Annotated in this window: 13 protein-coding genes; 5 read left to right on the plus strand and 8 right to left on the minus strand. The window is 48.6% G+C overall.

Annotated features, from left to right (window positions below):
- Positions 1-125 precede the first annotated feature (125 nt).
- The 5 genes from H7A02_11840 to H7A02_11860 all read right to left on the minus strand — a co-directional run bounded on the left by H7A02_11840 (position 126) and on the right by H7A02_11860 (position 3,466).
- The gene (locus tag H7A02_11840; protein ID MCP5172944.1) at positions 126-740 is read right to left on the minus strand and encodes a DNA-3-methyladenine glycosylase I; all 615 of its coding nucleotides are present in this window, start codon (positions 738-740) and stop codon (positions 126-128) included.
- A gap of 12 nt (positions 741-752) precedes the next feature.
- The gene (locus H7A02_11845; GenBank protein ID MCP5172945.1) at positions 753-1,040 is read right to left on the minus strand and encodes a hypothetical protein; all 288 of its coding nucleotides are present in this window, start codon (positions 1,038-1,040) and stop codon (positions 753-755) included.
- Positions 1,040-1,633: a TetR/AcrR family transcriptional regulator gene (locus tag H7A02_11850; protein ID MCP5172946.1), complete on the minus strand. Its 594-nt coding sequence runs from the start codon at positions 1,631-1,633 to the stop codon at positions 1,040-1,042. Before H7A02_11850 ends, H7A02_11845 begins: the two co-directional genes overlap by 1 nt.
- Positions 1,634-1,899: 266 nt before the next feature.
- Complete coding sequence (locus tag H7A02_11855) at positions 1,900-2,292, minus strand: DsrE family protein (GenBank protein ID MCP5172947.1); 393 nt, start codon at positions 2,290-2,292, stop codon at positions 1,900-1,902.
- Positions 2,293-2,902: 610 nt separating this feature from the next.
- The gene (locus H7A02_11860; GenBank protein MCP5172948.1) at positions 2,903-3,466 is read right to left on the minus strand and encodes a tetratricopeptide repeat protein; all 564 of its coding nucleotides are present in this window, start codon (positions 3,464-3,466) and stop codon (positions 2,903-2,905) included.
- A gap of 165 nt (positions 3,467-3,631) precedes the next feature.
- Between H7A02_11860 and H7A02_11865 the strand changes: the two genes are divergently transcribed.
- Together H7A02_11865 and H7A02_11870 are read left to right on the plus strand one after the other, a co-directional pair.
- Positions 3,632-3,904 (plus strand): type II toxin-antitoxin system Phd/YefM family antitoxin, encoded by a 273-nt coding sequence (locus H7A02_11865; protein ID MCP5172949.1) that lies wholly within the window; start codon positions 3,632-3,634, stop codon positions 3,902-3,904.
- Complete coding sequence (locus tag H7A02_11870; protein ID MCP5172950.1) at positions 3,885-4,157, plus strand: Txe/YoeB family addiction module toxin; 273 nt, start codon at positions 3,885-3,887, stop codon at positions 4,155-4,157. The genes H7A02_11865 and H7A02_11870 overlap by 20 nt, the downstream gene beginning before the upstream one ends.
- A 513-nt stretch (positions 4,158-4,670) precedes the next feature.
- Here H7A02_11870 and H7A02_11875 read toward each other — a convergent pair.
- Positions 4,671-4,964 (minus strand): hypothetical protein, encoded by a 294-nt coding sequence (locus H7A02_11875; protein ID MCP5172951.1) that lies wholly within the window; start codon positions 4,962-4,964, stop codon positions 4,671-4,673.
- Positions 4,965-5,436: 472 nt separating this feature from the next.
- On the opposite strand from H7A02_11875, the gene uvrD reads away from it, so the two are divergent.
- The 3 genes from uvrD to H7A02_11890 all read left to right on the plus strand — a co-directional run bounded on the left by uvrD (position 5,437) and on the right by H7A02_11890 (position 9,458).
- A complete protein-coding gene (uvrD, locus tag H7A02_11880; GenBank protein MCP5172952.1) occupies positions 5,437-7,602 on the plus strand; it encodes a DNA helicase II in 2,166 nt (721 codons plus the stop codon).
- A 248-nt stretch (positions 7,603-7,850) separates the two neighbouring features.
- Complete coding sequence (gene dctP / locus H7A02_11885; protein ID MCP5172953.1) at positions 7,851-8,951, plus strand: TRAP transporter substrate-binding protein DctP; 1,101 nt, start codon at positions 7,851-7,853, stop codon at positions 8,949-8,951.
- Positions 8,952-8,981: 30 nt separating this feature from the next.
- Positions 8,982-9,458 carry an ATP-dependent zinc protease gene (locus tag H7A02_11890; protein MCP5172954.1) on the plus strand — a complete coding sequence of 159 codons (477 nt, stop codon included), beginning with the start codon at positions 8,982-8,984 and terminating at the stop codon, positions 9,456-9,458.
- A gap of 31 nt (positions 9,459-9,489) precedes the next feature.
- Here the strand turns inward: H7A02_11890 and H7A02_11895 are convergent, their stop codons facing one another.
- A complete protein-coding gene (locus H7A02_11895; GenBank protein MCP5172955.1) occupies positions 9,490-10,938 on the minus strand; it encodes a potassium transporter in 1,449 nt (482 codons plus the stop codon).
- 25 nt (positions 10,939-10,963) lie between these two features.
- The gene (trkA, locus tag H7A02_11900; GenBank protein ID MCP5172956.1) at positions 10,964-12,346 is read right to left on the minus strand and encodes a Trk system potassium transporter TrkA; all 1,383 of its coding nucleotides are present in this window, start codon (positions 12,344-12,346) and stop codon (positions 10,964-10,966) included.
- Between the last annotated feature and the right edge of the window lie 24 nt (positions 12,347-12,370).

Consider the following 12,370-nt stretch of genomic DNA (forward strand, 5'->3'; position numbering starts at 1 on the left):
AGGGGCATTGGGGACATCCTGCGTATTGCCCGAAACAGCCTTGTGCTTTTATACCCGTTCTTACCATTCTGTAAACGATGAATTCAAGCATAGCGCGGGATTTAAAACCGCCCTGGCCCTTTGGGTTAAGCTAACCCTGGCCGCTTAAATTGTTTGCGAGCCTGATCAACCTTTTGTCTGAAGGCACAATCATTAGCATGATCATTAATGAGCCCCATAGCTTGCATGAACGCATAGACCGTAGTGGGGCCGACAAATTTCCAGCCCTGCTTTTTTAACGCGATTGAAAGGGCTGTTGACGCTGCCGAAACAGAAGTGGTTTGAGGCGCCGGTAATTCATGTTCCTGGGGTTCAAAGCGCCAGAAGAAAGCAGCAAGAGATCCTTCCTGGCTGACGAGCTCACAAGCTCTTTCGGCATTGTTGATGACAGCCTCAATCTTTCCACGATGCCGGACAATTCCCGGGTCTAACAGTAATCTTTCTCTGTCGGCCTCACCAAATTTTGCTACTTGATTAAAGTCAAAGTTCAAAAACGCAGCGCGAAAATTATCGCGTTTGGCGAGTATCGTGCGCCAGCTCAAACCGGATTGAAACGTTTCAAGGCATAGTTTTTCAAATAGCCTGACATCATCATCAACGGGGTAACCCCACTCGGTGTCATGGTATTCAAAAAACGCCGGTGCCGCTGAACACCAGCGACACCGCAATTTGCCATCGGGACCACTGACCGAAGAATTCATCATCACCGCCTTTTAAGTTAGAAGAAAACGCAATTGCTCAGTGGCTTTCTTTGCTTCTATTTCAAGTATTTCTGCGGCAACCACACCTTCGATCACAAACGGGTCTTGGCTGACAAAATCTTCAAGGTCTTTCCGCGATATGCCGTGAGCGAAAACCACTCCCCCAAGTCCAGGCTGAAGGCTGCCGACCACTAAGAACACACCGTCCTCAAACCCTTTTTTTATCCACTGGTTGTGCCCTTCCATAAATGAAGCGGCCTCGTTTTTTTTCTCGGAAAATCGCAAAATGACAATAAACATCAAAGCACCCCTGGCTGTGTATCGTTTTTATTTTCAAGAGCGGTTAGCCAGTTGTTCATTCGGCTCACCTCCTTTTTGATAAATTTTTCATCCTGAAAAGCGCTGGCCAAGGTCGCGACCCCCTGGCTGAATGCCAGAGTGTGCATGGCCAGTTCATCTGCATTACTGCTGTGGCCAAGTTGTTCAAACTGTCGCCGTAACCAGCCCCTGAAAAGAGTGAATAGTTTATTAGCGTTGCCTTTGCCCGGATGATCCAGTTTGACGAGTTCGCTACAGAGCGTACCGACAGGGCAACCGTAGCGTTTAATTTTGGCTCGGTTCTGTATCAGAATATTGATAAAACTGCGGATGCGACACAGGGGGGTTTTCCCTGCGATCTCCCAGCTGTCCAGCAAGGCACTTGTGTTTATCATGCGGCGGTTGATCACAGCATCAAGAATTTCATCTTTGGATTTGAAGTGGTAATAGAAGTTTCCTCTTGAAATACCAACAGCTTGAGCAATGTGTGAGAAGGACGTGTGCTCGAAACCCAGCTCGTAAAATAGTTGGTCCGCAGCATTTATTATCTGCTCTCTTGTCTGTCTGTTACTCATCAATATTCTTCCAGATAGAAGTATTGTTACTTTCGATAGGACAATCATCCTAATCCGCATGCATAATAGGACAACCGTCCCAATACATCAAGCGCAGTGACGGAAAAGTGCGATACTTCGGTACTCTGCCAGTAGCAAATTGTGAGAGGTTTAGTCAGCGGTTCGGAGGCTAACCAGGTATAGAGCCGGAAGCCCGGCGATAAGTCATTCATGGATTCGAAAAAATAACAAGAACGCTATCTCCCCCAAATCCCCAGGTTTCATGCTTATATTTTTATATACCAAAAACCCTGTTTCTGAAGTTGGATAATTCTTAAAACACCACCCTGCTTTAACTCCGTTATCCCATCAATCAGCATGCCAGGGCGGAGCTTATTATTGAGCATGGAGGTACTGCAGGCGCCAATAATTACGCCCTGCTCAATCAAGGATTCAATTTGAGCACGTAAACCACTGGCTTTATCCAGCCTTACGATCGCAGGCCCATGGATGACGACTTCAATCTGAGCCTCTGGATCAGACGCAAGTAATTCCTTGATGCTCGAGATCAATATCCGCGTTTTTTCCACCTCATTGAGGTGGTAGACCACTTTTAGCGGTTCTGCCAATGGAGAGCTGGCTATCATCGTCAGAAATAACCCTATTATCATTCTTCTCATACGCTCACCTTTTAACGGCCAGACACAGCCGCTGCGTTATTTCCAGATTGCTCGTGACCGAACTGTGGGTGCTGTCCAAAAACCAGATGAAGAAAATGATCTTCTTTGGTTGGCCAGCGACATTAATTTTTTCTGGAGAGCTGCAACGATATACTCCTGTATTTCATGGAACTATTCTAGGGGTATTTGCCCTGACCCGGAATTACAGTTAGATTCCATTTGTGCGTTTAGATCAATTAAGAGAAGCATTTGAATACCCGCTTTCTGGCAAGCACTTTGGCAAGGTTGTGATCGAAGTTTAAATTTCAGGATGTAAAAAGATGACCAAGGGACTGAATAAGCTCAAATTAAGAGATCAAGAAGTAATGACTTCGCTACAGCGGAAAGTTGCTCCGGTGCTGCCGCTTGTTAATGTGCACTACACATTTACCTCAAAACCAAGATCAACATCGCAAGCTGCTTGACCACCCCTGATACCCCAGTTTTCTGCTGCAATTTCTCGAAGCAGTAGAACCAATGCCCTAATAATGGGCCGGAACGCAGCGGCAAAGCCGCGGAGTGGAGGTCCGAGCCAGCTCGCTGGTGGGCGTTGATTAGTTTGTTAGCGCGTTTACTCAAAATCTTTACCCGAATAGCCGACCTCTACCATTTTTGATTGGTAGAACTTTGCTTTTTCCGGATCGTTGATATTTTTTCCGTAGAAATAGCATAGTGCGGCGATAAACTGTTTTTCTCCTTGGGAGTACTGTGCAGTAAGTGGCAGCACTTTATCTAAAAAAGTAGAACCCACTTCAAATTGATTCATTTCTAAATAGATTGCAGAGAGCTCGGCCATTCTTCGTCCACTTTTTTTGCTATTAGGCCCAGATAGCTTTTCTTCCTCGGCAAGCGACTGCGTAAGCGCCTCTTTCGCATCCGAGTAGCGTCCCGCTTTACGTAAAACACGGCCAAAGTTGTATAGTTTTTCAGACCGCTCTTCTGGACCCAGATTACCCCATTCTGCGTTAGCGTAGGCTCTATAACATGCCTCTGAAGCAACCTGCATATTGTCGGCATTTTCGGCTTCGGCGCATTCTTGGGAATATCGATCAGAGGTAACCTGATTAAGTGGATTGGCACATCCCGCCAAACACAAAATTAAGGTTGTTAAATATATTGCTCTTATAGTTATCATTACTCACTACTTCCTTCTGTAGCGCTAACGCCGCTGACACAGGTAGCCGAAACGTAGTGTAGGCTGCCTAGCCAAATGCGCCCTTTGCATTTGGCGATTGTGCTTGGCTTTGTTAGGGCCTCTGCAGTATAGTCGTACGGAACTTCCGTACATAATGGTGGATATATGGATACCATAAGCGTAAATAAGTTTCGAGACAACCTGAAAAGCGTTGTAGAACAAGTAGTTAGCAGGCATGAACCTTTGAAGGTTACCCGTAGAGCTGGAGAGGCCTTTGTGGTTTTGAGCGCCGAAGATTGGGAACGCGAACAAGAAACGTTGTCCGTTCTGCAAAATCGTGACCTGATGCAGCAAATTGCAGCCTCTCTTGAAACCCACAAACATGGCCAAGGCTATAAGCCGACCAAAGAGCAGATGGATGAGATCACTGGTATTTGAGGGGAACACTTGGGAGGCGTATGAGCAAATGCGGGAAAAAGACAAAAGGCTGCACAAAGCTCTATGCAAACTCCTGAAAGAAATGCTTCGCTCTGACGACCCATCTTCAGGCCTAGGTAAACCAGAGCCTTTAAAGCATAACCTTTCTGGGCTTTGGTCTAAGCGAATATCCCAGAAGGATCGATTGATATATAGATTTGATGATAATTCCATTTATATCTTCGCTATTGGTGGGCACTACGATCAGCCCTAACGCCGTGGTTTGGGGAAATTTAGGGGCGCCAGCGAGTGAATTTTCCGTAGCAGCGCCTTGTAATAGACACTTTTATCACCCACCATGACAGAAAGATGTATTTTCCAAAATGTATTCATACAACCCTTCTTTAGTAATGGCTCGTTGATATTTTTCTTGGATCTCTTGGTCCTCTATGAAGAACGATACACAAATCAGTTCGTCTTCTTCGGATATGAACATTTTAGGCGTATTGTCCCTAGCCCATACGTACTCACTTAAGTGAATATAGAGAAGATTATTAAGGCGCTTATTTGCTTCTGGCGTCGTGTCTGTTAGTAGTATTTCATTAATATTGGAAGTATAGAAATATGCGCTTTGCATTGTTTCCTTACTTTGGATCCAAAGGTTAATGGAAAAGCCAAGCGTTAAAGACAATAATGCTAGTAGAATAGTTTTTAGGTATCTCATTTTACTTTTGTCACATAATGCCCACTTAACCGGCGACCGCAGGGAGCAATGTTAAAGCGATTGTTAGGTTTCGTTCTTTTCGACACCTTTTCTTCTATCCCAACACGCCCAGAACTCAGACATAGCACTCCACTGAATGATGCCCGCTACACCTGCGACTGCGACACCTAGAGCCGTACCATGTGGTACACCCCACGAAACGAAGGATAGAGGCATGCCAGTCAGCGTGAGCCAAAGATGCGCTGATACCCCGTATTCACCATGACTAAAAAACAGCGCGCCATAAACGGCTACGAGAAAAAACGCTGTTGCCCAAACTCCGTAAGCAATAGCAATGTTTCTTGTACGTTTAGTCATTGCTTAACCTAACAGTTTGTATATCGCGCATAACCTAAAGGTCATAAATGCGCAACAATTTGCCAAAGCCGATATTCGACAAGCTCTTTTAAAATTATGATAAATAAGAATATTTTCTGACATTTCCGAATCCTTCCAGAACAAAGCGAGAGGGTCTCGTTATCTAAAATAAGGGATCTACTTATGCCATCCGCTATAAGCACGAACCTTTTGTTTTCCCTGATGATTTGTTTTTCTCCGGAATGAGAACGCGCATGGCCTCAGTATAAAGCGAGCATATAATTTGACAACAAGGCAACAAGCTGTATAAATAACCAGTATATTTTTTAGACTCTAACAAGGCGGCTTTCTTCATCGCGAGTAGTAAGTTTCTGGGCTGTTAACACAGGGATAATTTTAGATGGCTGCAGATTGTCGATTATGCGGATTCCAAAGTGACACCCCTCTCCGCAACCGATAGAATCCCTCCGCTATGGATGTCTCTTCGATTATTGATCAATTAAATTCAGCCCAACGGGAAGCGGTAACCGCAACCGAACCTCATGTATTGGTGCTGGCCGGAGCGGGTAGCGGCAAAACCCGTGTGCTGGTGCATCGCATTACCTGGTTGGTGCAGGTAGAGAATGTGTCGCCCTATAGCCTGATGGCGGTGACCTTTACCAATAAGGCGGCTCGGGAAATGCGTGGTCGTATTGAGGCGATGCTGGGCATGTCGCCTCACGGAATGTGGGTTGGCACTTTCCACGGGCTGGCTCACCGTTTGCTGAAGATGCACTGGAAGGAAGCAAAGCTGCCGGAAAATTTTCAGATTCTGGATTCTGATGACCAGTTGCGCTTTATCAAGCGCGTTTATCAGGCGCTGGGGTTGGACGATGGCCGCTGGCCGCCGAAGCAGGCGCAGGGATTTATCAATGCGCAAAAAGATGAAGGCTTGCGAAGCCACCATTTGCAGCAGGCACATGACCCCTATCATCGCACCATGCAACAGATTTATGCGGCCTATGAACAGGCTTGTGAGCGCAGTGGTGCGGTGGATTTCGGCGAGTTGCTATTGCGTGCTCATGAACTATGGCTCAACAATCCGGCCTTGCTGAAGCATTATCAAAACCGTTTCAGCCACATTCTGGTGGATGAGTTTCAGGATACTAATGCTATTCAGTATGCCTGGTTGCGGATACTTGCGGGCAAGAGCTGCAATGTAACGGCAGTGGGTGACGATGATCAGTCGATTTACGGCTGGCGTGGTGCCCGAATAGAAAATATTCTTAATTTCAATAAAGACTTTCCCAACGCCAAGACGGTTCGGCTGGAGCAGAATTACCGCTCCAGTAAAAATATTCTGGAGGCGGCCAATGCGGTGATTGCCCGGAATACAGACCGACTGGGGAAAAACCTTTGGACAGAAGATGCCGAAGGTGAGGCGATATCGCTGTACGCGGCTTTTAATGAGCAGGATGAAGCGCGGTTTGTCGCAGAGCGATTAAAGGCTTGGACGAATCTGGGCAACAGCCGCAGTGATGCCGCCATACTCTATCGTTCGAATGCTCAGTCCCGGGTGCTGGAAGATGCGTTGTTGCGGGCGCAGATACCCTATCGCATATACGGTGGCCATCGGTTCTATGAACGGTTGGAGATTCGCAACGCCCTCGCCTATTTGCGACTGATGGTGAATCGCGATGATGACGCCGCTTTCGAGCGAGTGATTAATACACCAACGCGTGGCATTGGTGAAAAAACCGTGCAGATATTGCGGGAGAAGGCTCGAGACGAAGGCTCTTCATTGTGGCGGGCAGCTGAAAAAATTGTAACCGAAAAGAATCTGCCTGCCAGAGCTTCCGGGGCAGTTGCGGGATTTCGCGAGTTGATTGATCGCCTGGAGCAGGAAACGCAGACGCTGCCTTTCCATGAACGGGTGGACCATGTACTCGCCCAAAGTGGTTTGGTTGAGTTCCACGGTAAGGAAAAAGGTGAGAGAGGTCAGGCGCGCATTGAAAACCTCGAAGAATTGGTGAGTGCCTGCCGGGCTTTTGAACCGGAAGACAGTGAGTTGCCAACCTTGCCGCAGTTTCTGGATCAGGCGGCGCTGGATGCAGGTGACCGTCAGGCGGATGAAGGCGAAGATGCTGTTCAGCTGATGACATTGCACTCGGCAAAAGGGCTGGAGTTTCCGCTGGTGTTTCTGGTGGGTATGGAGGAAAGCCTGTTCCCTCACCGGATTTCCATGGATGATGCCGGTGGCCTGGAGGAAGAGCGACGGCTAGCTTACGTGGGTATCACTCGCGCTATGCAGAAACTGTATCTTTGCTTTGCTGAAAGTCGCCGTATGCACGGCAGTGAAAAATTTAATACGGTATCCCGTTTTGTGCGTGATATTCCAGGCCATCTGGTTGAAGAGGTGCGGTTGCAAAGTCAGGTTCAGCGCCCGACCAGTTATGCGAACAGAACCACGCCCACCCTCAGTGATCAGGGCTCGGATACCGGGTTCAGCCTGGGGCAACGAGTAATACACTCCCACTTTGGTGAAGGTGTGATTCTTAATTTTGAGGGTAACGGTGCCCATGCGCGCGTGCAGGTAAATTTTGATAGTGAAGGCAGCAAGTGGCTGGTGCTGTCTTATGCGAAATTATCGCCTTGTTAGAGAGTCTCTGATTAGAATGGCGCTTGTTTAAGCGAAACCCAGCTATGTTGAATTGCGTTATCACTCGTCACGATAGTAAACGCACGGTCATTGCGAGGAGGTACGACGAAGTAATCCAAAATCCGCTTCTCTAGCCCATTGGATTGCGTAGCGTTGCTCACAATGGCACTTATTTATAATTATAAAACGTATTACTTGAGCCTTTTTTGGAAAGGCTGTTTGGAAACATCGTTCATAAAGGAATCGCCGTGAAAAAGTATTTGACTGCTCTATTGATTACCAGCGTGGCATTGATTGGCTGTAGTGAGAAACAACGCGCTTCTACGGCAGGTGTTGTAGCAGCAGAGCCGCAACAGACTTTCCAGTGGAAGCTGGTCTCCACCTATCCGAAAAACTTTCCGGGGTTGGGGGTAGCCGCGGAAAACCTGGCCAGGCTGATTGATGAAGCCAGCAATGGTCGCTTGAAAATCAAGGTTTACGGGGCTGGTCAATTGGTGCCCGCTTTTGAAGTGTTCGATACGGTTTCTCAGGGAACCGCGGAAATGGGTCAGGGCGCAGCCTATTACTGGAAAGGCAAGGCGTTGTCAGCGCCGTTGTTCACCGCTATTCCCTTTGGCCTTAATGCGCAGGAAATGAACGCCTGGTTGCATTATGGCGGCGGCCTTGAGTTGTGGCGGGAGTTGTATGAGCCGTTTAATCTGATTCCGTTTCCCGGAGGCAATACGGGTATTCAAATGGCCGGGTGGTTTAATCGCGAAATTAACAGTCTGGAAGATTTGAAAGGGTTAAAAATGCGGATTCCCGGCTTGGGTGCCGAAGTGATATCCCGACTCGGTGTTGAGGCGGTGAATATTCCCGGTGGTGATATTTATACATCATTGCAAACGGGTGTGATTGACGCGACTGAATGGGTGGGGCCGTACAATGATCTGGCGTTTGGTTTCCACCAGATTGCCAGGTATTACTACTATCCCGGTTGGCAGGAACCCGGCCCGACGATCGAATTTACGGTTAATAAACAAGCCTTTGAATCACTGCCTGAGGATCTGCAAAAAATTGTCGAGGCGGCTACCAGAGCCATCAATCAGGATATGCTGGATGATTACACAGCGCACAATAATGCGGCCCTTGAAACACTGGTTAACGAACATGGTGTGGACTTGCGCCCGTTGCCCGAGGATGTGCTGGCTGCGCTGAAACAGGCAACGGACGAGGTGATGGCTGAAAATGCCAAGGCTGATCCAATGTTTAAAAAGGTGTACCAGTCAATCAAGGTTTTTCAGACGCAGTCGGAGCACTACCAGAAGATTTCCGAACAGGCTTACTACAACATCCGGAACGGGGGTTAATATCGCGTGGATGCTTTTGATAATCAAAAAATGATTATTGGCAGTGTGGAGTGGTGCGGTCTTGCCGATCTGAATATCCCGGCTATCAAGGCACGGGTGGATTCAGGTGCTAAAACGTCGGCGATCCACGCTTTTAACATAGAGGAGTTTAAACGTGGTGAAGCGTTTTGGGTGCGCTTTGAATTGCACCCGTTACAGAAAAACATTACCACAACGGTAGAGTGTGAGGCGGAGGTTATTGATCGTCGTCTGGTGAAGAATTCAGGCGGGGTAGCGGAGGAACGCTATGTGATAAAGACCCCTGTTTCGCTCGGTGGTAAAACCTGGGATATCGAACTGACGCTGACGAATCGGGATTCGATGGGATATCGCATGTTGCTGGGCCGGGAGGCAATGGGGGGGCGGGTGTTGGTTGATCCCGGCGAGAGTCTGATGCTGGGTAAGCGGTCCGGTGCAGAGATTCGCAAGAGCTATAACATCGTGCGCCCCGAAAAGGCTGCTCGATAACCCCAGGATTTTAATTAACGCTGGGGGTTGGTTAGCGCCGCCAGAACATGGGTGTAAACAGGACCAGTACGGTGAAGATTTCCAGTCGACCCAGGACCATGGCCGCTGACAGCACCCATTTTGAAAAGTCATTCATGTCGCCGAAATGGCTGAAGACTTCACCCAGGCCCGGGCCCATATTATTGAGGGTGGCCGCAGTAGCGGACCAGGCTGTTACATAGTCTGCACCTGCGGCCAGCAATAGCAACACAATACCGTAGTAGACCGCCAGATAAACACCAAAGAATGCCCATACGGCATCGGTCACTCTGGTTGGCACAGCCCATTTTCCCATCTTCATTGAAAATGTGCCTTTGGGGTGAATCAGCCGGGACGTTTCCCGCTCCACCTGTTTTGCCATAATCACCATGCGCCCTATTTTTACTCCACCTGTGGTTGACCCCACACAGCCGCCAAAAAAGGATGTTACCAACATCAAAAAAGGCAGGAAGGTTGGCCAGGCACTGTAATTATCGGTGAGAAACCCCGTGGTTGTCATAATTGAAACGAGCTGAAAGGTGCCGTGAACAATGCTGTCTTTTGCGGGATGGTGTTCGAGAAAGTACAGGTGGCCACTGACGACCATTGACGATGCAATCAGTAGCAGGAAGAACGTTTTGGCTTCCGGATTGCGCCAATAATGGAATACGCTTCCTTTCACCCACGCGTAATAATGCAGGCCGAAACTCAGTGATGAAACCACCATAAAAAAGATGCAGATGGCGTTAATCAGGGTGCTGTTATAAAAGCCGATACTGGCATCGTAATTGGCAAAACCGCCCGTGGCGATGGTCGAAAAGCTATGGGTCAGGGCGTCGAAAAAAGGCATGCCAGCCAGCCAGTAGGCAGTGGTGCAGATAATATTGAGTGCGATGTAGATAATGAACAGTGCCTTTGCGGTCTCCGCAATGCGCGGCGTCATCTTACTTTCTTTGGATGGCCCGACATTTTCTGCTCGGTAAAGCTGCATGCCGCCTACACCCAGCAGTGGCATGATGGCAACAGCAATCACCACAATGCCAATTCCGCCTAAAAAGTGCAGTTGCTGGCGGTAATAAAGTATCGATTTGGGCATCACGTCCAGCCCGGTTAACACGGTGGCGCCGGTTGTGGTGATCCCTGATATGGATTCAAAAAGGGCATCAGAAAAGGTCAGGTGAACTTCGTCTACCAGCATTAATGGCAGGGTTCCGGTCAGCCCGAGTACGAGCCAGAAAAGGGTGGTGATGATAAACCCGTCTCTGGTACGAAGATCACTGGAGACACGGCTGAATGGCAGCCACATGAGCATGCCGATGGAAAAGGTCAGCGCAAAAGCCAGCAGGAAAGCCTGCCCGGTGTCTTCTCCGTAGATAACAGCCACGACAATCGGTAACAGCAAGGTAATGCTGAAAATCATCAGGAAAAGCCCGAGAACTTTTGAAACCATGGGTCCGTGCATGCGGTGATTAATTCCGTATCAAGGGTTAAAAAAAGGTGAAACCAACCTGAAACAGGCGTTCTACGTCGCGAACCTTTTTCTTGTCTACAACAAAGACGATGGCATGGTCACCGCTTTGCACAACCGTATCGTGGTGGCAAATAATCACTTTTTCATCCCGCACAATTGCTGCGAGAGTAACCCCGGAAGGTGACTTGATATCTTCAATGGCCCGACCCACCACCTTTGAGCTTTTTTGATCGCCGTGGACAACAATTTCCATTGCTTCCGCCGCGCCGCGCCGCAGAGAGTGTACGTTGACGGTGTCTCCCCGACGCACATGAGCAAGTAGCAACCCGGTGGTTGCCTGCTGGGGCGAAATGGCAATGTCAATCTCCCCTCCCTGAACAAGATTGGCGTAAACAGGGTTAGCGATTAGCGTCATGACCTTTTTGACACCCAGTCGTTTCGCCAGGAACGAAGCCATAATATTAACTTCGTCGTCATTGGTCAGCGCCAGGAAAACATCGGTATCTTCGATGTTTTCATCGAGCAGCAGCTCTCGGTCCGTCGCCGAACCGTTAAGTACCACGGTGTGATTCAGTTGTTCTGATAGTACATCACATCGTTCTTGTGAAAATTCTATTATTTTCAGGTTGTAGTTTTTCTCTAGAGCGGTAGCCAGCCGCAAACCAATATTGCCACCTCCGGCGATCATAATCCGGCGATAGGGGTTTTCCAGTCGTCGCAGTTCACCCATTACGGTGCGGATATTTTCCCGTGCCGCGATAAAAAACACCTCATCACCTTCCTCAATAATGGTGTTGCCTTCCGGGAAGATAGGTCGGTCCTGTCGGAATATAGCCGCTACCCGGGCATCGGCTTTTGGCAGGTGTTCGCGGATATGCCTTAGCTCCTGGCCTATCAGGGGACCACTTTTTACGGCTCGGACCGCAACCAGTTGTGCAGCACCGTTCGCAAAATCCATTACCTGCAGCGCTCCGGGAACCTTGATCAGCCGGTAGATATATTCAGTAACTACTTGCTCCGGTGTGATCAGGACATCAACCGGTACACTCTTGTCGTTAAAAAGTTTGTCTTTGTAGGCTTTGGAGGTATAGCTGCCCGCGCGGATTCTGGCTATTTTTGTCGGTGTTCGGAACAGAGAATAGGCTACCTGACAGGCCATCATGTTGATTTCATCGCTGTTAGTGACGGCCACCAGCATGTCGGCGTCTTCGATGCCTGCACGGACCAGCACCGTCGGGTGGCAGGCCATACCGGTAATAGTGCGAATATCCAGTCTTTCCTGGAGGGCCTGGAGCCGGGCACTACTATTGTCAATAACGGTGATATCGTTGGCTTCGCTGGCTAAATGTTCAGCAATGGTGCCACCGACTTCGCCGGCACCCACAATCACAATTTTCATTACCTTGCTCCACCTGCTTTGCAG

The sequence above is a fragment of the Pseudomonadales bacterium genome, from assembly GCA_024234435.1.
Classification (GTDB): domain Bacteria; phylum Pseudomonadota; class Gammaproteobacteria; order Pseudomonadales; family Porticoccaceae; genus JACKOF01.

Excerpts from the sequence above, each read along its gene's own strand:
- H7A02_11840 (MCP5172944.1), bottom strand. The coding sequence starts at position 740 with ATGAATTCTTCGGTCAGTGGTCCCGATGGCAAATTGCGGTGTCGCTGG.
- H7A02_11845 (MCP5172945.1), bottom strand. The coding sequence starts at position 1,040 with ATGTTTATTGTCATTTTGCGATTTTCCGAGAAAAAAAACGAGGCCGCT.
- H7A02_11850 (MCP5172946.1), bottom strand. The coding sequence starts at position 1,633 with ATGAGTAACAGACAGACAAGAGAGCAGATAATAAATGCTGCGGACCAA.
- H7A02_11855 (MCP5172947.1), bottom strand. The coding sequence starts at position 2,292 with ATGAGAAGAATGATAATAGGGTTATTTCTGACGATGATAGCCAGCTCT.
- H7A02_11860 (MCP5172948.1), bottom strand. The coding sequence starts at position 3,466 with ATGATAACTATAAGAGCAATATATTTAACAACCTTAATTTTGTGTTTG.
- H7A02_11865 (MCP5172949.1), top strand. The coding sequence starts at position 3,632 with ATGGATACCATAAGCGTAAATAAGTTTCGAGACAACCTGAAAAGCGTT.
- H7A02_11870 (MCP5172950.1), top strand. The coding sequence starts at position 3,885 with ATGAGATCACTGGTATTTGAGGGGAACACTTGGGAGGCGTATGAGCAA.
- H7A02_11875 (MCP5172951.1), bottom strand. The coding sequence starts at position 4,964 with ATGACTAAACGTACAAGAAACATTGCTATTGCTTACGGAGTTTGGGCA.
- uvrD (MCP5172952.1), top strand. The coding sequence starts at position 5,437 with ATGGATGTCTCTTCGATTATTGATCAATTAAATTCAGCCCAACGGGAA.
- H7A02_11890 (MCP5172954.1), top strand. The coding sequence starts at position 8,982 with ATGATTATTGGCAGTGTGGAGTGGTGCGGTCTTGCCGATCTGAATATC.
- H7A02_11895 (MCP5172955.1), bottom strand. The coding sequence starts at position 10,938 with ATGCACGGACCCATGGTTTCAAAAGTTCTCGGGCTTTTCCTGATGATT.
- trkA (MCP5172956.1), bottom strand. The coding sequence starts at position 12,346 with ATGAAAATTGTGATTGTGGGTGCCGGCGAAGTCGGTGGCACCATTGCT.